The sequence below is a fragment of the Bradyrhizobium sp. PUT101 genome, from assembly GCF_052043945.1.
In the GTDB taxonomy this organism is placed as follows: domain Bacteria; phylum Pseudomonadota; class Alphaproteobacteria; order Rhizobiales; family Xanthobacteraceae; genus Bradyrhizobium.
On the sequence record NZ_CP197207.1, the window covers coordinates 4,431,464 to 4,452,191 of the forward strand.

Below are 20,728 nucleotides of genomic sequence, written 5' to 3' on the forward strand. Positions count from 1 at the left end.
CATGGGGTTGTTTTCGCAGTTCTCCGTCGGCAGCGCGGAAGCCCAGACCGCCGGCCCCGGGATCCGCCTCGCCCAGGCGATTCCACCTGACGACATTCCCCCGCCACGCAAGCGGCCCCCGGCGCGCTTGCGCGTCACGCCCTATTACAGCCCGGACGGTGTCTATCCCCGCTACAATCCGGGTCCCGACGCAGTCCGCGTTTGCAGCGCCACCTATGTGCAGGAGTACCGGCCGAGCGGCACCGTGATCGTGCCGCGCGTGAGCTGCTACTGGCGCCGGGGCTGACCAGTTCAATGCCCGCGCCAGCGAACAGCGCGGTGGCCTCGTGAGGGTCGTGATGGCGAGATGGATCGCATTGGCCGTTGCCGTCGCGCTTGCCGCCGGCCTGCCTCGCGCTTCAGCTGCGCAAAGGGCGACGATACCGGAGGCCTCGGCGGGAATCGCGGTTTTCGATGCGCGCCGACACGCGCGAAGCCGTGACATCGTGCGGCCTGCGGCGCGCCGTGATCCACGCTACTATGCGCGGCCCGTCTACTACCGTCCATATCCTTACGGCGTGCCCGCACCTTTCGTGTTCAGCTACGGACCCTTCTGGTGAGGCGCCGCTCTAACCGGGCGTGAAGCCCCTTACCAGCAGCACGGTCGCCTGCGCGCCGACTTTGCGATCATGCGAGATGTCGTCGTACTCCGGCGAGTTCGAGAAGGCGAGGAACGCGGCCTCGTCGGGAAACGACATCATGACCAGCTTGTCGTGCGGCCATGCGCCTTCGAGCACGCGCGGATGTTCGTCGGCGGCGAGCAGCCGTCCGTTGTGCTTCCTGAACACGTCGAAGAACCGCGCCTGATAGCGGTCATAGGCCGCGCGGTCCGTCATCTTCAATTGCGCAATGGCGTAGACAGTCATCTGCAAAACTCCTTGCCTCGCGGCACTGCGTCGCACCGCGGAGCGCAGTGTCGTTCATTCATGGCGCGTTCACCTCGCTCTCCTCAGTTTACCCGAGGGAGCGACCGCACTTGAACAGCAACGGCGCGGCCGAGACGTCGCGACGCAGCCCTGCTGTCCGGATTCAGGGAGGATTCCATGCTGAGAATGTTCGGCCTCGGGACGAGCCCGATGCGCTTGCTCGGGCTTGCGGCCGCCGCGACGCTGATGCTGTCGGCCGGCACCGCGCGTCGCGCCGAAGCACTCACCTTGATCAATCCGGCGACGTCACCCGCGACGAAGGCTGCGGCCGACAACCTCGTCACGCAGGTTCGCCACGGCGGACATGGTGGCGGCTTTCACGGCGGAGGTTTCCGCGGCGGCGGCTTCCATGGTGGCGGGCGACATATCGGCGGTTTCCGCGGCGGTGGATTTCGTGGTGGCCATATCGGCGGCTTCCGCGCCGCGCCGGCCTTTCGTCACAGCCATGTCGGAGGCTATCGCTATGGTGGCTTTCGGCACGGTGGATATGGCGGCTACCATCGTCACTGGGGCCATCATCGCCCGCACTACGGTTATCGACACTTCCACCGGCGCTATTATGTTGGCGGGTATTATCCCTACTACCAATACCCGCGCCGCTGCCGGATCGTCTGGACTTACTACGGCCCGCGCCGCGTCTGCCATTGGCCCCGCTGGCGCTATCCGTACCGCTATTGGTGACGTGAGCTAGAGCCGTCATTCCGGGATGGCGCGCAAGCGCCAGACCCGGAATCTCGAGATTCCGGATTCGCCCTTCGGGCGCTCCGGAATGACGGCGGATAATGGCGCTCTAACTCAGAGCCAGTCCTTCAGCTTCCACGACGCCGACTTCCAGCGCATCAGGTTCTCGAGCTTCCACTGCCTGAACATCGCCGGCGGCCAGCGGCTGAGGCGCGAGGTTTCCTCGACCTCGGGCTTGGCGACGATGCGCAGCGGCGTTGCGCGCCGCCGGTGCTGGCGCGTCGCCTCGCTGATCAGATCGACATATTCCGGCTTGTTGGCCATGAGGCGTGTCCTCGCGAACGGTCGCGAGGACACTGTCGTCGCCGCCGATTAACGGCGGTTTGCCGCGATCACTACAATTGCAGGAACTGGCTTACCGCCAGTCCCTGACATCGACGAAGTGACCGGCGATCGCTGCTGCCGCCGCCATGGCCGGCGAGACCAGATGCGTGCGGCCCTTGAAGCCCTGGCGGCCCTCGAAGTTGCGGTTCGAGGTCGAGGCGCAGCGCTCTTCCGGCTTCAGCTTGTCCGGATTCATGGCAAGGCACATCGAGCAGCCCGGCTCGCGCCATTCGAAGCCGGCCTTGATGAAGATCTTGTCGAGACCCTCGGCTTCCGCCTGTTCCTTCACGATGCCGGAGCCCGGCACGACCATGGCGCTGACGTTCGATGAAACGGTCTTGCCTTCGGCAATCTTCGCTGCCGCACGCAGGTCCTCGATGCGGCCGTTGGTGCAGGAGCCGATGAAGACGCGGTCGAGCTTGATGTCGGTGATCTTCGTTCCCGCGGTCAGGCCCATGTATTTCAGCGCGCGATGCTTGGAGATGCGCTTGGCCTCGTCCGCGATCTTGTCGGGATCGGGCACGATGCCGCTGATCGAGATGACGTCTTCAGGCGAGGTGCCCCAGGTCACGATCGGCGGCAGCTTTGCCGCATCGAGGCGCAGCTCGTGGTCGAAATGCGCGCCTTCGTCGGAGCGCAGTGTCTCCCAATAGCGCATCGCCGCGTCCCAGGCCGCGCCCTTCGGCGCCTTCGGCCGGTCGCGCAGGAAGTCGTAGGCCTTCTGGTCGGGCGCGACGAGACCGGCGCGGGCGCCGCCTTCGATCGACATGTTGCAGACCGTCATGCGGCCTTCCATCGAGAGCGCGCGGATCGCCTCGCCGGCATATTCCAGCACGTAGCCGGTGCCGCCGGCGGTGCCGATCTCGCCGATGATGGCGAGGATGATGTCCTTGCCGGTCACGCCGTCAGGCAATTTGCCGTCGACGGTGACGCGCATGTTCTTCGCCTTCTTCTGGATCAGCGTCTGCGTCGCCAGCACGTGCTCGACCTCGGAGGTGCCGATGCCGTGCGCGAGCGCGCCGAACGCGCCATGCGTCGAGGTGTGGCTGTCACCGCAGACGATGGTGGTGCCGGGCAGCGTAAAGCCCTGCTCGGGACCGATGACGTGGACGATGCCCTGGCGCTTGTCGAACTCGTTGTAATATTCGACGCCGAATTCCCTGGCGTTCTCGGCCAGCGCCTTGATCTGCTCGATGCTCTCAGGGTCGGGATTCGGTTTGGTGCGGTCGGTGGTCGGCACGTTGTGGTCGACGACGGCGAGCGTCTTCTCGGGCGCATGCACCTTGCGTCCCGTTGCGCGCAGGCCTTCGAACGCCTGCGGCGAGGTCACCTCATGCACCAGGTGGCGGTCGATGTAGAGCAGGCAGGTGCCGTCCTCGGCTTCGTGCACCAGGTGGTCGTTCCAGATCTTGTCGTACAATGTGGTCGGCTTGGACATGAGCTTAAGCTCCGGAGAATGTGTGTCAGCGATGAGCGCGGATGGCGCGCGGGCAACAAAATCGTCAGCGCAGCTTTTAGGCTGCGCGCGTAAGCTCTGACGTTGCCGAGGTCACGAAGCGTCCGAAGAACCGGCCAGGCAACCGCGAGCGATCGTCGATGACGATGCGCTTGACGGACGAGGGTCTGGTCAGATCTGGAAACATTCCAGAGATATATAGCAGGCCGAATTGGAAGCGCGAGAGCTTTGACGCGCACGGCTGACGCAACAAAAAAGCGCGGGGTTCTGCCCGCGCTCTTCGAAACTCGTCTGTAAGCGGAGCTTACTCGTTGACGGCGGCCTTGGCGTGCTCAGTCTTCTCGACGATGCGGGCCGACTTGCCGCGGAGGTTGCGGAGGTAATAGAGCTTGGCGCGACGCACCTTGCCGCGGCGCACCACCTTGATCGAGTCGATCATCGGCGACATCACCGGGAACACGCGCTCGACGCCCTCGCCATAGGAGATCTTGCGGACGGTGAAGCTCTCGTTGAGGCCGCCGCCGGAGCGGCCGATGCAGACGCCTTCATAGGCCTGCACGCGAGTGCGGTCGCCTTCGACGACCTTCACGTTGACGATCACGGTGTCGCCGGGACCGAATTCCGGAATGGTCTTGCCGGCGGACAGCTTGTCGAATTGCTCTTGCTCGAGCTGCTTGATCAGGTTCATGGGTAAATCTCCATCGGCGCGCCCAGCCGCAGATCGGGGGCTGCGCGAAATTCGTCGATCCAGCTATTGCGGATGTGGCCGCTCCTATAAGGCAAGCCGGAGCGTTTGTCACCCGTCTGTCTTGCTTTTTGGCGTTTTTTGGCGCCCGGCCCGATTCGGGATATGGGTCGGCACTTGCGCCCACAAATCCGGCCGCCGGGCCGCCGTCAGGGTCTCCGATTGCGCCCGCCGCCAGGCCTCGACCTTGGCGTGGTCGCCCGAGGTCAGGATTTCCGGGATCGGGGTTCCTTCGAACAGCTGCGGGCGGGTGTATTGGGGGTATTCGAGCAGGCCGTCCGAAAAGCTTTCCTCGGTTCCCGAGGCCTCCTTGCCCATTACGCCCGGCAGCAGCCGGACACAGGCGTCGATCAGGGCCAGGGCCGCGATTTCGCCGCCTGAGAGCACGTAATCGCCGATCGAGACCTCCTCCAGGCCCCGCCCGTCGATCACCCGCTGGTCCACCCCCTCGAACCGCCCGCAGACGATCAGGGGGCCGGGGCCCTGGGCTAGCTCGACGACGCGGGCCTGGGTCAGTGGCCGCCCCCGCGGGCTCATCAGCAGGCGGGGCCGCTCGGGACCGATCTGCGCTGCATCGATGGCGGCGGCCAGAACGTCCGCGCGCAGCACCATGCCCGGGCCGCCGCCGGCCGGGGTGTCGTCGACGCTGCGGTGGCGATCGGTGGCGGAGGCGCGGATGTCCCGCGCCTCGAGCTGCCAGAGCCCGGAGGCCAGCGCACGTCCGGCCAGACTCACGCCGAGCGGTCCCGGAAACATCTCCGGAAACAGCGTCAGCACCGTCGCGCGCCAGGGTGAGGGGTTGGTCATTCGATCTCAGTTCTCGTCGTCCGGACAAGCGCGCCTCAAGCGCGCGCAGACCCAAGACCCATAAGCACCGCAACCAGTCTTGCGATGGCTGGAGCGATCAGCTTAGCGAAAAATTCGGGCCTTTGGTTACGGCTCCCGGCTTTCGCCGGGACGACTCGCGGAGGCATCCTCGTCCTCGCCCTCGATCTCCTGCGGCAGTGCGATCACGACGCGCCCGCCGGCGAGATCGACCTCCGGCACCACCGCGTTGGTGAACGGCAGCAGCAGCGTCGTGCCCTTGGACGGGGCGATCTCGATGATGTCGCCGGCGCCGAAATTGTGGATCGCGAGCACGCGGCCGAGCGCGTCGCCGTCCGCGGTGACGGCGGCGAGCCCGATCAGATCGGTGTGGTAATATTCGTCCTCGTCGGTCGCGGGCAGCTTGTCCCGCGGGACGTAGAGCTCGATGCCATTGAGGCGCTCGGCGTCATCGCGAGTCGTGACGCCCTTGAACGTCGCGACCAGATGATCTTTCGCCTCGCGCGCCGTTGCGACCTCGAACTGACGCTTGCCGTCCTTGGACAGCAGCGGGCCGTAGCGCCTGATGGCGAAGGGATCTTCGGTGAAGGTCCACAATTTGACCGCACCGCGCACACCATGCGCGGCGCCGATCCGCGCGACGCAGACCAGCGCCGACATGGCCTGGCCTTAACCCTTCGCGGCGGCTTCGGCCTGCGCCTTGCGCTCCTTGCGCGGCACGGCCTTCTGCGGGTTGTTGCGCGCTTCGCGCTTCTTGACGCCGGCAGCGTCGAGGAAACGCGCCACGCGGTCCGACGGCTGCGCGCCCTTGGCGACCCAGGCCTTCACCTTCTCCATGTCGAGCTTGAGGCGCGCCTCGTTGTCCTTCGGCAGCAGCGGATTGAAGTAGCCGAGACGCTCGATGAAGCGGCCATCGCGCGGAAAGCGCGAGTCGGCGACGACGACGTGATAGACGGGACGCTTCTTGGTGCCTGCGCGGGCGAGGCGGATAACGACGGACATTCAGTTCTCCTTCAAAGTACAGTTTGTTCGGTTGATTGGTATTCCGCGTTGCGTGGGACCGGTGCGGTCCCCCGCGACGAATTCCTCATTTCTTCTTGCCCGGAAAACCGCCGAGGCCCGGTAGCGTCGGCTTGCCGCTCAGCCCGGTCAGTCCAGGAAGGTTGGGCAGACCCTGGCGAAGACCAGCCGGCAAATCCTTCGGCAGGTTCGGCAGGCCCTGTCCGCCGCCGCTCTGCATCTTCTCCTGAAGCGCCTTCATCTCTTCCGGAGAGGGAGGCTTCATACCGCCGCCAAAGCCCATCGCCTGGGCGATGCCGGCGAGCGGGCCGCGCTTGCCCGAGCCCATGGCCTTCATCACGTCGGCCATGTTCCGGTGCATCTTGAGCAGCTTGTTGACGTGCTCGACACTCTGGCCGCTGCCTGCGGCGATGCGCTTCTTGCGGCTCGCTTTCAAGATATCCGGATGCCGGCGCTCGTCGCGGGTCATGGAATCGATGATCGCGACCTGGCGCTTCAGGATCTTGTCGTCGATGCCGGCCGCCGCGATCTGGTTCTTCATCTTGGAGATGCCGGGCATCATGCCCATCAGCCCGCTGATGCCGCCCATGCTGGACATCTGCAGCAGCTGCTCGCGCATGTCGTTGAGGTCGAACTGACCCTTGCGCATCCGCTCGGCGGTGCGCGCGGCCTTTTCGGCGTCGATGTTGGCGGCGGCGCGTTCGACCAGCGACACCACGTCGCCCATGCCGAGGATGCGGCCGGCGATACGGTCGGGGTGGAAATCCTCCAGCGCGTCGGTCTTTTCACCGGTGCCGAGCAGCTTGATCGGCTTGCCGGTGACAGCGCGCATCGACAGCGCGGCGCCGCCGCGGCCGTCGCCGTCGACGCGGGTCAGCACGATGCCGGTGAGGCCGACGCGCTGGTCGAACGAGCGCGCGAGGTTCACGGCGTCCTGGCCGGTGAGCGAGTCCGCCACCAGCAGCACTTCATGCGGGTTCGCCGCGGCTTTGATCGCGGCCGCCTCCGCCATCATCTCTTCGTCGAGCGTGGTGCGGCCGGCGGTGTCGAGCAGCACGACGTCGTAGCCGCCGAGCTTGCCGGCTTCCAGCGCGCGCTTGGCGATCTGCGGCGGCTGCTGGCCGGCGACGATCGGCAGGGTCGGAATGTCGAGGTCGCGGCCGAGCACGGCCAGCTGCTCCATCGCCGCCGGGCGATAGACGTCGAGCGAGGCCATCAGCACCTTGCGCTTGTCGCGCTGGACCAGGCGGCGGGCGAGCTTTGCGGTGGTGGTGGTCTTGCCGGAGCCTTGCAGGCCGACCATCATGATCGGCACCGGCGGCACGGAATTGACGTCGATGGTCTGGCCTTCGGCGCCGAGCGTGTTGATCAGCTCGTCATGGACGATCTTGACCACCATCTGGCCGGGCGTGACCGACTTGACGACGGTGGCGCCGATCGCCTGCTCGCGGACGCGTTCGGTGAAGCTGCGCACCACCTCGAGCGCGACGTCGGCCTCCAGCAGCGCGCGGCGCACCTCGCGCATCGCGGCGTCGACGTCCTTTTCGGTCAGCGCACCGCGCCCCGTCAGACGATCGAGAATGCCGCCAAGCCGTTCCGACAGATTGTCGAACAATGCCGTTGTCCTGTTGCTGTCCCCCGATGAGGGGCGCGCCGTTACTCTCCGCTGTCATGCCCCGGCTTGACCGGGGCATCCAGTACGCCGCGGCACCTCGGTTCCAGCCGAGCCGCCTCTGGATACTGGATCGCCCGATCAAGTCGGGCGATGACGACTTCCTTGGATATGCATTCTTCCAAACACCTTTGCGCCCGAGGGCGCACAGCGCTGTCGGGCGTTGACCTCCGGTCCTAAGGCCGGTCGGCGGGTCGAAAAGAAAGCCTTTCCGAGAAAGTGGCGGGGTTAAACGCCGCTCCCGCCCAAAAGTCAAGGAAAGTTAAGGTGCCGGGTCGCGCTCGGTCAGGCAAGATACTGAAGTTGTGGTCTTTTTGGCGACGGGTTCCTTTTCCGGCAGCCCGGCCCATATAGCCGGTGATGTCTTACCGCCCCGACGATCCCTAGACGCCCGCCGCGCCGGTCACCCGCCGCCGGTTCGGGCTGCTCGCCGGAGCCGGTGCTCTGGTCGGCGTTCCCTCTGGATGTCCCGTATGAAAATCTATGACGGCCCCGCTTCCGACCATTTCAACGGCCGGCACTTCTTCGACCCCGACGGCGCGCCGCCGAAATCGCTTCGTGAGGTGCTGCGCTGGCAGTTCGGCGGCAAGCGGCAGCGCGCGAAATGGCCGGAGTGGGCTCCGAGCCCGCATGCCGACACCCCGCCGCAGCGGGTCGACAGCGGCAAGGCGCGGCTCTCCTTCGTCGGCCACGCCAGCTGGCTGATCCAGGCCGGCGGCCTCAACATCCTGATCGATCCCGTCTGGTCGATGCGGGTCTCGCCGGTCGCCTGGGCCGGGCCGAAGCGGCACAACGATCCCGGCATCGCCTTCGAGAAGCTGCCGCGGATCGATGTCGTGCTGGTCTCGCACGGGCACTACGATCATCTGGATATCGCGACGCTGTCGCGGCTCACCAAGAATTTCGCCCCGCGCGTCGTCACCCCGCTCGGCAATGACGTCACGATGCGCGACGCCGATCCCACGATCAAGGTCGAGGCCTTCGACTGGCACGATCGCGTCGAGCTCGGCGGCGGCATCGCCGTGCATCTGGTGCCGACCCGGCACTGGACGGCGCGCAGCCTGTTCGACCGCAACAAGGCGCTGTGGGCGAGCTTCGTGCTGGAGACGCCGGCCGGCAAGATCTACGTCGTCTGCGATTCCGGCTATGGCGACGGCAGGCACTTCCGCCGCGTCGCCGATAAGCACGGGCCGCTGCGCCTCGCGATCCTGCCGATCGGCGCCTACGAGCCGCGCTGGTTCATGCGCGACCAGCACATGAACCCGGAAGATGCCGTGAAGGCGCTGCTCGACTGCGGCGCCGAGGCCGCGCTCGGGCATCACCACGGCACGTTCCAGCTGACCGATGAAGCGATCGACGCGCCGGCCAAGGCGCTGATCGAGGCACTGGATGCCGTGAAGATTCCACAGGAAAGATTCGTGGCGATGAAGCCTGGGCAGGTGGTGGAGATTTAGCTCTCCACACGCACAGCTCGTGCCCCGGACGCAGCGCAGCACGTCAGTGATGCGCTGCTGAGCCGGGGCCCATGTCGCTGCATTGTATCGTGTTGCTGCCTGGGTCCCGGCTCTGCGCAGCGTCACTGCGTGCCGCAGCGCGTCCGGGACACGAGACCTACTGCCCCGGCTTGATCGCCCAGCTCACATTCACCGTCACCGACAGCGTCTCCTCGCCGGGTGCCACCGCGGCCTGCGGTGCTGCCGCCATTGGCGCTGCCATGCGGCCCTTGAACAGCGGCACCGGGCCACCGCCCTCGGTGACGCTGAGGGGCGCGCCCAGCGTCACGCCGGTGGCCCTGGCATAGACCTCCGCCTTGCGTCGCGCATCGGCGATCGCCTGCGCGCGCGCATCGTCGAGCAGCTTCGACGCCTGCGTCACCTCGAAGGAGATGTTGCCGATATCGTTGGCGCCGGCGTTGACCAGCGTGTCGATGACGCCGGCAACCTTGGTCACGTCGCGAATCTTCACGGTGACGCGGTTGCTCGCGCGGAAGCCGACCACGGGCGAGGCGCCGGTGGATTTGTTCTGGCCGTATTGCGGCTGCAGCGACAAGCGCGAGGTCTGGTAGTCCTTCTCGGCGATCCCTGCGCCCTTCAGCGCCAGCAGCACCTTGCCCATCGCGGCATTGTTGGCGTCGGCAGCTTCCTTCGCCGTCTTGGCGTCGTTGGCGACGCCGGCATCGATTTGCGCGAGATCGGGCGCCGCGGAAATCGTGGCTTCGCCGCTCACCGAAATGGCGGACGGAAAATCATCGGCGAGCGCAGGCGTTGCCAGCAGCGTGGCGAAAACGGCGGCGAGTAGGGCAGGCTTTTTCATCGGTCTCACTTCAGTGGCACGAAAACGTTGATCACGAGCTTGTCCTCGGCCGTCTTCAGCGGATCGGTGAGGTACTCCTCGATGAAGGTATCCTTGGCTTCCAGCTTCTTGTCGTCGAGGTGATTGGTGATCGCCTCATAGGTGTTGTCCATGTTGTCGTAGGAGCCGCGATGGACGAATTTGAGCGCCTTGCCCTCCGGCGATTTGCCGATGCTCATGTCCTTGGACAGGTTCTTGGGATCCTGGTCGACCGGGATCTCGGCAAGGAAGGTGAAGCCGGTATCGTCGGTCGAGGTGTAGACGATCATCGGATTGCCGGCGTGCTTGATGCCCTGCTTGTCCAGCAGCGTGTTCAGCGCCTTGAAGGCGTCGATCAGCGTGTCGAAGGCGGACTCCCAATTCGCGGTGCCCTTGACCATCACGACCTTCCTGGCCTCGAGCGTGGTCTCGAGGCCGAACGGATCGGCGGTCTGCACCGGGGCGGGCGTCGCGGCGGCCGCCGGGGGTGGGGACGTCGGGGCGGGGGACGGTGAAGCGCTGGCCGCGGGCGAAGGCGTCGCCGCTGGGGATGGCGAGGCGCTGGCCGCCGGCGACGGGCTTGCCGCCGGGGCTGGCGATGCGCTTGCGGCTGGGACGGGTGCTGCCGGTGGCGCAGGCGAGGGGCTTGCCGACGCGGCCGGTGCCGGGCCGGGTGTCTGTGCCGGAGCCCCGGACAGGCCGATCGACATGGCCGCTGCCGGGATCAGCGCGGCCAAAGCGAGACGACGAAAACTGGTCATTCTATTCTCCCCAGGGCCTTGATTCACCAAGGCCCAAATTCATCAAGGCCTTGCCCACCAATGCCTCAACCCGGCCGCGCGTCCCGGTTCGCGCGAACCGCGCCGTTCTAACACGCGAGCGCCGAATTCGTCCCATGACAGATGCGTCATGGCCGATGTCCTGGTTCGCGGCCGCAAATCACTGGCCAAGCCGGCAAGGATCGCCATATAAGGCAGGCGAAATTCGGGAATTTTCATGAGCGCGCTGGCCAACCACGCATTTGCCAAGATGAACGGCATCGGCAACGAGATCGTCGTTGTCGACATGCGCGATTCCACAGCAAAGGTGACGCCGGACGATGCGCGGGCGGTGGCGTCTGCGCAAGGCGGCATCGCCTATGACCAGCTCATGGTGTTGCAGAAGCCGCGGCTGGACGGCACCGAGGCCTTCATCCGCATCTACAATCATGACGGCTCGGAGGCCGGGGCCTGCGGCAACGGCATGCGCTGCGTCGTGCGCCGCATCTTCGAGAAGACCGGGCAGACCGCCGCGACCTTCGAGACGGCCGCCGGCCTGCTCAATGCCTGGCAGGGTCCAGCGGCCGACCTCTACACCGTGGATATGGGCGTACCAAAATTCGGCTGGCAGGACATTCCGCTGGCGGAAGAGTTTCGCGACACCCGCTACATCGAATTGCAGATCGGGCCGATCGACAATCCGATCCTGCATTCGCCCTCCGTGGTGAGCATGGGCAATCCGCATGCGGTGTTCTGGGTCGAGGACGTCAACGCGTATGATCTCGGCCGCTTCGGTCCGCTGCTGGAAAACCATCCGATCTTTCCGGAGCGCGCCAACATCACGCTCGCCCATGTCGTCGATCGCGAGCACATCACGATCCGCACCTGGGAACGCGGTGCGGGCCTGACCAAGGCCTGCGGGTCGGCCGCTTGCGCCACAGCCGTCGCCGCGGCGCGGCTGAAGCGCGCCGAGCGCAAGGTTGAGATCACGCTGCCCGGCGGCAAGCTCGGCATCGAATGGCGCGAGCGCGACGATCACGTGCTGATGACCGGCACGGCGACCTTCGAATATGAGGGCACCTTCGATCCGGCACTGTTCGCGCCGGCCACGTGATGGGCGTCGAGGTCGTCACCTTCGGCTGCCGCCTCAATGCGTTCGAGGCCGAGGTGATCCGCAGCAAAGCGGAAGACGCAGGCCTTTCCGACACCATCGTCATCAACAGCTGCGCCGTCACCAACGAGGCGGTGGCGCAGGCGCGCCAGTCGATCCGCAAATTGAAGCGCGAGCGGCCCGGTGCGCGCATCGTCGTCACCGGCTGTGCCGCGCAGACGCAAGCTGCGATGTTCGCCGACATGGCCGAGGTCGATCGTGTCGTCGGCAATGACGACAAGCTGCACGGCGATGCGTGGCGCGAGACGCATGCGGCGTTCGAGGTCGGCGCCAGCGAGAAGATCGCCGTCAGCGACATCATGGCTATCAGGGAGATGGCGCCGCATCTCGTCGAGGGCTATGCGAGCGGCCTGCCGCGTGTGTTCCTCCAGGTCCAGAACGGCTGCGACCATCGCTGCACCTTCTGCATCATCCCGTTCGGCCGCGGCAATTCGCGCTCGGTGCCGATGGGTGCCGTGGTGGAGCAGGCGCGGACACTGGTCGAGCGTGGTCATGCCGAGATCGTGCTGACCGGCGTCGACCTCACCAGCTACGGCACCGATCTGCCGGGCGCGCCGAAGCTCGGCATGTTGACCAAGCAGATCTTGCGGCATGTGCCGGAGCTGAAGCGCCTGCGCATCTCCTCGATCGATTCGATCGAGGCCGACGGCGATCTGCTCGATGCCATCGCCGACGATTCGCGAGTGATGCCGCATCTGCACCTGTCGCTGCAATCAGGCGACGACATGATCCTGAAGCGCATGAAGCGGCGGCATTCGCGCCATGACGCGATCGCCTTCTGCGACCAGGTCCGCCGCCTGCGCCCGGACATCGCCTTCGGCGCCGACATCATTGCGGGCTTTCCGACCGAGACGGAGGAGATGTTCTCGCATTCGCTCGCCCTCGTCGAGGAATGTGGGCTGACATTCCTGCACGTCTTCCCCTATTCGCCGCGTCCCGGCACCCCGGCCGCGCGGATGCCGCAGGTTGCGGGCGCAGCGATCAAGGACCGTGCGAGGCGGTTGCGTGCAGCCGGTGAAGCCGCACTGCAGAAGCGGCTGCAGGCCGAGGTCGGCGCAACGCGCGATGTGCTGATCGAGAGCGCGGGGCAGGGCCGCACGGAGCATTATTTACCGGTGGCTGTTGCAGGCGAGCGTGTCGGAAGCATCGTGCGGCTTGAGATTACTGCCAGTGATGGCGCGCGTCTGATCGTATAAGCCGCTCGCTCTTCCCCTCTCCCTTGCAGAGTCCTACGACGCCCGCACCTGCCAGAACCGCAGCGTGCGCCGCGCGTCCTCCGTCGTCATTCTCGCAAAATGATCCTGCGCCCTGGCGAGATCGGCCGGCTTCATCGCGCCCGTCGCGAAGCGGCTTTCGAGCACGGCGGCTGTCGTCTCCCAGCTGAGCTGCGCCGCCTTGCACGGCACCAGCAGACCGTCCTCGCGCAAGCTCTGCATCAGCGGGCGAATCACGTCGACCGTCGACCCGGACAACGCCGCAAGGCTCGCCACGGTCTCCTCATAGCGCCGCTGTCTGGCGAAGCCGGACAACGCCGCCTCATCAAGCTGGCCGGTCGCCTTGAGGCCTGCGATGGCGCGCTTGGCGCCTTCGAAATCGCGGACACCGGACATCTCGCGCTCGACGCCGATGGTGACGGCTGCGATCGCGCTCTGGATTTCCTCGAACAGATGCGGCGGCGCGCGCGACAACAGGCGGGCGCGCACGGCATCCGTCGCCGAGCGCAGCAATTGGCGACGCAGATCCGATGGCAAATCGACGCGAACGCCGACGCTGACGGCGAGCTCCGGATCGCTTTCGGCCTGTCCGACGATGATGGCAAATCCGCCTCCGGAGAGGCGCGCGCCGGGATTGGCGGCGAGCCGCCGGCTGACCCTCGGATAGCGGCGCGCAAGCAGCGCATCGGTGACGATTTCCTTCAGCCACCAGCGTCCGGCGACCGCGAGCAGATGCGGCTCGTCCTTGCTGGAGGCGATCTTCACCAGTTCGCCGTCGTCGAGGCGCGCGGATTCCTGCAGCACGGGACCGGCGATGCGGATCTCGTCATTGTTGGCGAGGCGGCGGATCACGGACGGCGGTGCCTGCGCGATCGGCGCGAGCTGTGCGCTGATCTCGGCGAGTGCGACGCGTGCGCCCATGTCGGCGACGGCGCGCAGCTCGATCGTGCCGATCAGGCGCTCGAGCACGTCGTCGAACAGCGCGATCTGCTCGTCGTCAAAGCTGCCGGCGGAAGCCAGGAACAGGTCGGTGACGCGCCGGGCCGTCTCCAGCCCCTTTTCCGGCGAGCCTGCCAGAATCGCAGATTCGACCTCGTCGATGATCGATTGCTGGGCCTTCGACATCACGCGCTGCTCGTCCCGAGCGGTTACGGAAGCTTTTCCTAAGCAACCATTATCATTAGAGGCGAGCGCTGAAGGTTTGGTAAACCATGCACCGGCGAGAACAGGGCGATCGCTGCCACGGAACGGATGCGTTCCCTCTCCCGCTTGCTTGCGGGAGAGGGCTAGGGAGAGGGTGTCTCGGCAATGGGACAATCCCCAAGCGGAGAAAGCCCTCACCCGGCGCTCCGCGCCGACCTCTCCCGCTTGCCAAGCGGGAGAGGTGAGAAAGCTCGTGGCGCGATTTGTGTAACCCGAAGCCGGTTTGCACCTACTCCCCGTCCCACCCGCAGGCCCTGAGCTTCTCATGCATGTGCGGCGGGGTGGGCGCCACGACGCGGATCGGCTCCTTGTTCCGGGAGATCGGCACCACGATCTCGCGGGAATGCAGGTGCAGGCGCGGCTCGCCGAAGCGCGGGCCGTTGCCGTAAATGTTATCGCCGAAGATCGGCCAGCCGGTCGCGGCCGAGTGTACCCGCAATTGGTGGGTCCGGCCGGTGACGGGTTCCATGGCGAGCCAGGTCACGCCCTCGCCCCGGCCCATCACCTTCCAATTGGTGATGGCCTTCTGCCCCTCCGGGTCCGGCTTCTGCCACCAGCCGCGCTCGGCATTGAGCCGGCCGAGCGGCATGTCGATCGTGCCTTCGTCCTCGGTGGGCCCGCCCTCGACCACGGCCCAGTAGGTCTTGCCGATCTTGCCGTGCTTGAACAGCAGGCCCAGCGATGCGGTCGCCTTGCGATGGCGTCCGAGCACGAGGCAGCCGGAGGTGTCCTTGTCGAGCCGGTGGGCCAGCACCGGCGGCCGCGGCAGGCCGAAGCGGAGCGCGTCGAACGAGGCTTCCAGGTTCGCGCCGCCCTTGGGGCCGCGATGCACCGGCAGGCCGGCCGGCTTGTCGATAACCAGCATCAGCCCGTCGCGATGGAGCACGCGCGACAAAATCTCCTCAGCGGTCAATTCGGGAACATCGAGCAATTGCAAGACTTTCGTTTAGGAGCCGGAACGGCTAACACACGCCAGTGCGGCGGATTTGGCATTCGCTCGGTGGTGGCCGCAACCGCCAAGCGAATGCCAAATCCAAAAGCCGCACTAGTAAAGAAGATTACTCTCGTGCCGCTCTTCGATTTGAAGTTCCTAACCGAACTTGCGGCAAGAGAGTAGGAACTTCAAATCGGCGGCACGAGCACATGAACGATACCTCCGAGACCCCCAAGCTGAGCTGGTGGCGCCGCCTGTCCAACGGGCTGAAGCGCACGTCGTCCTCGCTCGGGACCGCGGTCGCCGACCTCGTCACCAAGCGCAAGCTCGACCGCGCCATGCTCGACGACATCGAGGACGTGCTCTTGCGGGCCGATCTCGGCACCTCGGTCGCGGTACGGATCGCGGACGCGGTCGGTACGGGACGCTATGACAAGGCGATCTCGGCCGACGAAGTCAAGGACGTCGTCGCGACCGAGGTCGAAAAGGTGCTGGCGCCGGTGGCGAAGCCACTCGAGATCGACACGGCCAGGAAGCCGTTCGTCATTCTCGTCGTCGGCGTCAACGGCTCCGGCAAGACCACCACGATCGGAAAGCTCTCGCAGAAATTTGCGTCCGAAGGCCGCAAGGTGATGCTGGCCGCCGGCGACACGTTTCGCGCGGCGGCGATCGAGCAGCTCAAGGTCTGGGGCGAGCGGACGAAGACGCCCGTCATATCAGGCGCTCAGGGCTCGGATTCGGCCAGCCTCGCCTTCAACGCGCTGACCGCGGCGAAGGAGCAGAACATCGACGTGCTCCTGATCGACACCGCGGGCCGCCTTCAAAACAAGGCCGAGCTGATGAACGAGCTCGAAAAGGTCGTGCGTGTCATCCGCAAGGTGGACGCCACTGCGCCGCATGCGGTGCTGCTGGTGCTGGATGCCACCGTCGGCCAGAACGCGCTGTCGCAGGTCGAGGCCTTCCATCGCACCGCAGGCGTCACCGGCCTCGTGATGACCAAGCTCGACGGCACCGCGCGCGGCGGCATCCTGGTGGCGCTCGCGGAGAAATTCAAACTGCCGGTGCATTTCATCGGCGTCGGCGAAGGCGTCGACGATCTCGCGCCGTTCACCGCGCGCGACTTCGCCCGCGCGATCGCCGGAATCGAGTCGTAGGTTTCCTCGTCATGCCCCGCGAAGGCGGGCATCCAGTACGCCGCAGCTTCTCGGTTCAGCCGAGCTGCCTCTGGAATACTGGATCCCCCGCCTTTCGCGGGGGATGACAGCAAAGAAGGTCAGGTAATGGACAAGACCCAGCCGCATCCGCTGTTCAAGCTCACGACCGAGCTCGGTCCGCTGCTCGTGTTCTTTTTCGTGAATGCGAAGTTCAATCTGTTCGCGGCGACCGGTGCCTTCATGGTCGCGATCGTGGCAGCGATGGTCGCCGCCTATGTGGTGACCCGCCACATCCCGATCATGGCGATCGTGACAGGCGTGGTCGTGCTGGTGTTCGGCACGCTGACCCTGGTGCTGCACGACGAGACCTTCATCAAGGTCAAGCCGACCATCATCTACGGCCTGTTCGCCGCGATCCTCGGCGGCGGCCTGCTGTTCGGCCGGTCCTTCATCGCCGTGATGTTCGACCAGGTGTTCAATCTGACGCCGCAGGGCTGGCGCATCCTCACCCTGCGCTGGGCGCTGTTTTTCGCCGGCATGGCGGTGCTGAACGAGATCGTCTGGCGCACCCAGAGCACGGACTTCTGGGTGAACTTCAAGGTGTTCGGCGTGACGCCCATCACGATGATCTTCGCCATCGCCCAGATGCCGCTGACCAAGCGCTACCATCTCGAGCCGGTGTCGCTGGAGACCAGCGAGGCCGAAGCAGGGGATGTGAGCAAGGGGTAGGGCGAAACATCGACCCACATACCGCTGTCATTCCCCGCGAAAGCGGGGAATCCGGTACGCCGCGGCTTCTCCGTATACGTCTGACGTTTCTGGAATACTGGATCGCCCGATTCAAGTCGGGCGATGACAGTGTGTCGCACGAGCGCGGCGATCAGCTCCCCGCCGCCTTCAACGCCTTCTCCATCTGCGGCATCAACACCGTCCGCAGGTTATCCGGCGTGATTGGCCCCACCAGCTTGTAGACGATGGTGCCCTCGCGCCCGACGACGAAGGTTTCCGGCACGCCGTAGACGCCCCATTCGATCGAGGCGCGGCCATTCGCATCGACGCCGACGCGGCCGAACGGGTTGCCGTAGCGGCCGAGGAAGCGGCGCGCGTTGTCGGAGGCGTCCTTGTAGTTGATGCCGACCAGCTGGAAGCGCTTGTCCTTGGCGAGCTCGGTCAGGAGCGGCGCCTCGTCATGGCACGGCACGCACCAGGACGCCCAGACATTGACTAGGCTGACCTTGCCCTTGAACGCGGCGGGATCGAGGCCCGGCACTTGCGTCCCGTTGTCCTGCAATCCCTCCAGCGGCGGCAGCGCCGCCTGCGGCGCCGGCCGACCGATCAGTGCGGAGGGAATCCGCGAGGGATCGCCGCTGCCGAGCCGGAACCAGAACAGCAGCGCGAGTGCGATGAAGGCGATCAGCGGCAGCACCATCAGGAAGGTGCGGCGCTGCGGCGGAGCGGAGGGCGACTGATCGCTCATCGCAGCTCCGCCGCGCTGCGGCCCGAACGGCGGGTGATGCCGCGCTCCTCAAGCTCGCGCAGGCGCTGCGTCTGGCTGCGATAATCGAGCATGACCCAGCCGATGAGGATTGCGACCACGAGGGCGGCAGCCGCATAAGACATCACGATGAAGGACGCGTAGGGACCAAGCGACATCGTCATGCGGCCCCCACTTCTTTTGACGCGTTTTCTTGACGCGAGCCGGCGGCCACGTCGCTCGAAAACGCTACGCGGCTCGCCTGCATCATCTGCAGCGAGCGGACGCGGCGGCGCAGGATTTCGTTGCGCATCGCAGCCAAGTGCAGCGTGATGAACAGCAGCGTGAATGCGATCGCCATCACCAGCAGCGGAATCAGGAACGACTTGTCGAGGGCCGAGCCGCCCATGCGCATCACCGAGGCCGGCTGGTGCAGTGTGTTCCACCAGTCAACCGAGAACTTGATGATGGGCAGGTTGATGGCGCCGACCAGGGTCAGCACCGCCGCGGCGCGCGCCGCGCGCGAGGGATCGTCCACCGCGCGCCACAGCGCCATCAGGCCGAGATACATCAGGAACAGAATCAGCACCGAGGTCAGCCGCGCATCCCATTCCCAATAGGTGCCCCACATCGGCCGGCCCCACAGCGAGCCCGTGAGCAGCGCGAGGAAGGTGAAGGCGGCGCCGATGGGAGCGGCAGCTTTGGCGGCGACGTCGGCAAGCGGATGCCGCCACACCAGCGTGCCCAGCGAGGCGATGCTCATCACGCCCCAGACGAACATCGACAGCCAGGCATTGGGCACGTGGATGAACATGATCTTCACGGTCGCGCCCTGCTGGTAGTCGTCGGGCGCGTAGGCAGATTGGTAGAGGCCGATCGCGAGCAGGATGACGGTCGCAGCCGCGAGACACGGCAACACCCGCGCCGTGAGCGCGAGGAACCGTGTCGGATTGGCGAGGTCGATCAGCGTCATGGTATCCTGATAATCACCGGGGGCCGCTCAGGCAATCAGCACGAAAGGGCGCAGCGAAAATTGATCGGGGTCAAGGTCAGTCGAGCCCATCTCAATCGAGACCATGGCGCAGGCTCGCCGCCGCCGCGAATGGGCCGATGACGAGGCTGACCAGCGACAGCGCGCAGAGAATCGAGAACGGCGCGCCGAACGTCATGGGACCGACGATCACGGCCTGCGATGCGGCAACGCCGAAGATCAGCACGGGAATCGACAGCGGCAACACGAGAACGGCCATCAGCAGCCCGCCGCGGTGCAGCGTCACCGCCAGTGCCGCGCCGATCATGCCGGTGAAGGTCAGGGCCGGCGTGCCCGCCAGCAGCGTCAGCGCCACGGCGCCGGTTGCGACCATGTCGAGGTTGAGCAGCAGGCCGAGCACGGGGGTTGCGACAATCAGCGGCAGGCCGGCGGCCAGCCAATGCGCCAGCGCCTTGGCGGCGCAGGCGAGTTCCAGCGGCGTCCGGCTCATCGTGATCAGGTCGAGCGAGCCGTCCTCGTGGTCGGCCATGAACAGCCGGTCCAGGGTGAGCAGGCTCGCCAAGAGCGCGCCGAGCCACAGGATCGCCGGTCCGAGCCGCGACAACAGCGCCAGATCCGGCCCGACCGCGAACGGCATCAGCACCACCACGGTCAGAAAGAACAGCACCCCGATCAGCGCCCCGCCGCCGACGCGCAGCGCGATCCGGATGTCCCGGCGAATGAGGGCGGCAAGGGCGGTCATGGGGTGACCTCGCCGAGTGATACGGCTGCGTCGGAGCCTGGCCGCGAGCACCCTGCGCTCCCTCCCCCCTTGTGGGGGAGGGTAGGGGAGGGGGGTAGCCCCGGGAGGGATGGTTGTCGGGGGCGGGCGGCCAGCAACAGAGCGCCTGCTTCCCTAGCGCATGAAGCGAGAGGTCCTGCCGTGTGGCACCCCCCTCCCTGACCCTCCCCCATAAGGGGGGAGGGAACGGAGAGAGCGCCGGCCGGCCACTTGGAAAACTGAGGGTCGATGAATTTCACGCCGCCCCCCCAATCCGCAGCTCCCGCGAATCAATGCCGAGCGGCGCGTGGGTGGCGGCGATGATCAGGCCGCCCCGCGACAGGTGCTCATGCATCAGGCCACCGAACATGTCCTGGCCGGCCACGTCCAGCGCCGTGGTCGGCTCGTCCAGGAGCCAGACCGGGCGCCGCACGGTCAGCAGCCGGGCCAGCGAGAGCCGGCGGCGCTGGCCGGCGGAGAGGAAGGCGGCCGGAAGATGGGTCGCATGGTCGAGGCCGACTTTGGCGAGGCTCTCAGTCGCGTCGAAACGCTCGCCGCCGAGAAAATCAGCCCAAAAGACCAGATTTTCCGCCACGCTGAGGGCCGGCTTCAGGGCATCGCGATGGCCGAGATAGTGGCACTGCTCCGGCACCGTCAGCTCGGCATCGCCCCCGTCCAGCGCGATCGTTCCGCCGGCGGGAACGAGCAGGCCCGCGATCAGCCGCAGCAGCGAGGTCTTGCCCGATCCGTTGCGACCCATCACCGCGATGGCTTCGCCCGAGGCGGCCGCGAATCCGAGCCCGGCGAACACCTCGCGTCCGCCCCGCACGCATCTGAGCTCGTGACCGGAAAGCCGCATCTCGCCTCGTTTCAACCCGCTCAAAGCCAGGCCTCAGGAAATCTTGGGGTAGCGCATGGGAATTTTTGGCTCGCGGATTGCTGCGGCACGATTGTGGCTGTGGCGGCGCCGTTAGAAAGCTTCTATAAGCC

General features: G+C 66.1%; 24 protein-coding genes. 7 read left to right on the top strand and 17 right to left on the bottom strand.

What is annotated here, in order from left to right:
* The first annotated feature begins 1 nt into the window (after position 1).
* On the top strand, positions 2-286 hold the full coding sequence (locus ACSHT2_RS21475; RefSeq protein ID WP_440636386.1) for a hypothetical protein: 285 nt from the start codon (positions 2-4) through the stop codon (positions 284-286).
* 322 nt (positions 287-608) lie between these two features.
* On the opposite strand, the gene ACSHT2_RS21480 is transcribed toward ACSHT2_RS21475, so the two are convergent.
* Positions 609-905, bottom strand: coding sequence for a DUF1330 domain-containing protein (locus ACSHT2_RS21480; RefSeq protein ID WP_440636388.1), 297 nt, complete (start codon positions 903-905; stop codon positions 609-611).
* Positions 906-1,082: 177 nt separating this feature from the next.
* Between ACSHT2_RS21480 and ACSHT2_RS21485 the strand changes: the two genes are divergently transcribed.
* Complete coding sequence (locus ACSHT2_RS21485) at positions 1,083-1,646, top strand: hypothetical protein (RefSeq protein ID WP_440636390.1); 564 nt, start codon at positions 1,083-1,085, stop codon at positions 1,644-1,646.
* 114 nt (positions 1,647-1,760) lie between these two features.
* Here the strand turns inward: ACSHT2_RS21485 and ACSHT2_RS21490 are convergent, their stop codons facing one another.
* The 7 genes from ACSHT2_RS21490 to ffh form a co-directional block, all read right to left on the bottom strand.
* Positions 1,761-1,970: a hypothetical protein gene (locus ACSHT2_RS21490; protein ID WP_440636392.1), complete on the bottom strand. Its 210-nt coding sequence runs from the start codon at positions 1,968-1,970 to the stop codon at positions 1,761-1,763.
* A gap of 91 nt (positions 1,971-2,061) precedes the next feature.
* Positions 2,062-3,468 carry a 3-isopropylmalate dehydratase large subunit gene (leuC, locus tag ACSHT2_RS21495; protein WP_440636394.1) on the bottom strand — a complete coding sequence of 469 codons (1,407 nt, stop codon included), beginning with the start codon at positions 3,466-3,468 and terminating at the stop codon, positions 2,062-2,064.
* A 322-nt stretch (positions 3,469-3,790) separates the two neighbouring features.
* On the bottom strand, positions 3,791-4,174 hold the full coding sequence (rplS, locus tag ACSHT2_RS21500) for a 50S ribosomal protein L19 (protein ID WP_024338835.1): 384 nt from the start codon (positions 4,172-4,174) through the stop codon (positions 3,791-3,793).
* Positions 4,175-4,282: 108 nt separating this feature from the next.
* On the bottom strand, positions 4,283-5,038 hold the full coding sequence (gene trmD / locus ACSHT2_RS21505; RefSeq protein WP_440636396.1) for a tRNA (guanosine(37)-N1)-methyltransferase TrmD: 756 nt from the start codon (positions 5,036-5,038) through the stop codon (positions 4,283-4,285).
* A gap of 126 nt (positions 5,039-5,164) precedes the next feature.
* A complete protein-coding gene (gene rimM, locus ACSHT2_RS21510) occupies positions 5,165-5,716 on the bottom strand; it encodes a ribosome maturation factor RimM (protein ID WP_440636398.1) in 552 nt (183 codons plus the stop codon).
* Positions 5,717-5,725: 9 nt separating this feature from the next.
* Positions 5,726-6,058, bottom strand: a complete 333-nt coding sequence (gene rpsP / locus ACSHT2_RS21515) for a 30S ribosomal protein S16 (protein ID WP_319330730.1) — start codon at positions 6,056-6,058, stop codon at positions 5,726-5,728.
* Between the two features lie 85 nt (positions 6,059-6,143).
* On the bottom strand, positions 6,144-7,691 hold the full coding sequence (ffh, locus tag ACSHT2_RS21520; RefSeq protein WP_440636400.1) for a signal recognition particle protein: 1,548 nt from the start codon (positions 7,689-7,691) through the stop codon (positions 6,144-6,146).
* A gap of 530 nt (positions 7,692-8,221) precedes the next feature.
* Between ffh and ACSHT2_RS21525 the strand changes: the two genes are divergently transcribed.
* A complete protein-coding gene (locus tag ACSHT2_RS21525; protein ID WP_440636402.1) occupies positions 8,222-9,202 on the top strand; it encodes an MBL fold metallo-hydrolase in 981 nt (326 codons plus the stop codon).
* Positions 9,203-9,359: 157 nt separating this feature from the next.
* Here ACSHT2_RS21525 and ACSHT2_RS21530 read toward each other — a convergent pair whose 3' ends face one another.
* Both ACSHT2_RS21530 and ACSHT2_RS21535 read right to left on the bottom strand, forming a co-directional pair.
* Positions 9,360-10,061: an SIMPL domain-containing protein gene (locus tag ACSHT2_RS21530; RefSeq protein ID WP_440636404.1), complete on the bottom strand. Its 702-nt coding sequence runs from the start codon at positions 10,059-10,061 to the stop codon at positions 9,360-9,362.
* A 5-nt stretch (positions 10,062-10,066) separates the two neighbouring features.
* The gene (locus ACSHT2_RS21535; protein WP_440636406.1) at positions 10,067-10,840 is read right to left on the bottom strand and encodes a GyrI-like domain-containing protein; all 774 of its coding nucleotides are present in this window, start codon (positions 10,838-10,840) and stop codon (positions 10,067-10,069) included.
* A gap of 235 nt (positions 10,841-11,075) precedes the next feature.
* Between ACSHT2_RS21535 and dapF the strand changes: the two genes are divergently transcribed.
* On the top strand, positions 11,076-11,951 hold the full coding sequence (gene dapF, locus ACSHT2_RS21540) for a diaminopimelate epimerase (protein WP_440636408.1): 876 nt from the start codon (positions 11,076-11,078) through the stop codon (positions 11,949-11,951).
* Positions 11,951-13,204: a tRNA (N(6)-L-threonylcarbamoyladenosine(37)-C(2))-methylthiotransferase MtaB gene (mtaB, locus tag ACSHT2_RS21545; RefSeq protein ID WP_440636410.1), complete on the top strand. Its 1,254-nt coding sequence runs from the start codon at positions 11,951-11,953 to the stop codon at positions 13,202-13,204. The genes dapF and mtaB overlap by 1 nt, the downstream gene beginning before the upstream one ends.
* Positions 13,205-13,237: 33 nt before the next feature.
* Here the strand turns inward: mtaB and ACSHT2_RS21550 are convergent, their stop codons facing one another.
* Both ACSHT2_RS21550 and ACSHT2_RS21555 read right to left on the bottom strand, forming a co-directional pair.
* Complete coding sequence (locus ACSHT2_RS21550; protein ID WP_440636412.1) at positions 13,238-14,347, bottom strand: DUF2336 domain-containing protein; 1,110 nt, start codon at positions 14,345-14,347, stop codon at positions 13,238-13,240.
* Positions 14,348-14,654: 307 nt separating this feature from the next.
* Entirely contained in the window at positions 14,655-15,356 is a 702-nt protein-coding gene (locus ACSHT2_RS21555; protein ID WP_440642896.1) for an RluA family pseudouridine synthase, read from the bottom strand.
* 212 nt (positions 15,357-15,568) lie between these two features.
* Between ACSHT2_RS21555 and ftsY the strand changes: the two genes are divergently transcribed.
* Both ftsY and ACSHT2_RS21565 read left to right on the top strand, forming a co-directional pair.
* A complete protein-coding gene (gene ftsY / locus ACSHT2_RS21560) occupies positions 15,569-16,513 on the top strand; it encodes a signal recognition particle-docking protein FtsY (protein ID WP_440636415.1) in 945 nt (314 codons plus the stop codon).
* Between the two features lie 126 nt (positions 16,514-16,639).
* The gene (locus tag ACSHT2_RS21565) at positions 16,640-17,242 is read left to right on the top strand and encodes a septation protein A (RefSeq protein ID WP_440636417.1); all 603 of its coding nucleotides are present in this window, start codon (positions 16,640-16,642) and stop codon (positions 17,240-17,242) included.
* Between the two features lie 151 nt (positions 17,243-17,393).
* Here ACSHT2_RS21565 and ACSHT2_RS21570 read toward each other — a convergent pair whose 3' ends face one another.
* The 5 genes from ACSHT2_RS21570 to ccmA form a co-directional block, all read right to left on the bottom strand.
* Positions 17,394-17,990, bottom strand: a complete 597-nt coding sequence (locus tag ACSHT2_RS21570; protein ID WP_440636419.1) for a DsbE family thiol:disulfide interchange protein — start codon at positions 17,988-17,990, stop codon at positions 17,394-17,396.
* Entirely contained in the window at positions 17,987-18,172 is a 186-nt protein-coding gene (ccmD, locus tag ACSHT2_RS21575; protein WP_440636421.1) for a heme exporter protein CcmD, read from the bottom strand. Before ccmD ends, ACSHT2_RS21570 begins: the two co-directional genes overlap by 4 nt.
* A complete protein-coding gene (locus ACSHT2_RS21580) occupies positions 18,169-18,960 on the bottom strand; it encodes a heme ABC transporter permease (protein WP_440636422.1) in 792 nt (263 codons plus the stop codon). Before ACSHT2_RS21580 ends, ccmD begins: the two co-directional genes overlap by 4 nt.
* Positions 18,961-19,051: 91 nt before the next feature.
* Positions 19,052-19,720: a heme exporter protein CcmB gene (ccmB, locus tag ACSHT2_RS21585; protein ID WP_028133288.1), complete on the bottom strand. Its 669-nt coding sequence runs from the start codon at positions 19,718-19,720 to the stop codon at positions 19,052-19,054.
* A gap of 274 nt (positions 19,721-19,994) precedes the next feature.
* Positions 19,995-20,597 carry a heme ABC exporter ATP-binding protein CcmA gene (ccmA, locus tag ACSHT2_RS21590; RefSeq protein WP_440636424.1) on the bottom strand — a complete coding sequence of 201 codons (603 nt, stop codon included), beginning with the start codon at positions 20,595-20,597 and terminating at the stop codon, positions 19,995-19,997.
* Between the last annotated feature and the right edge of the window lie 131 nt (positions 20,598-20,728).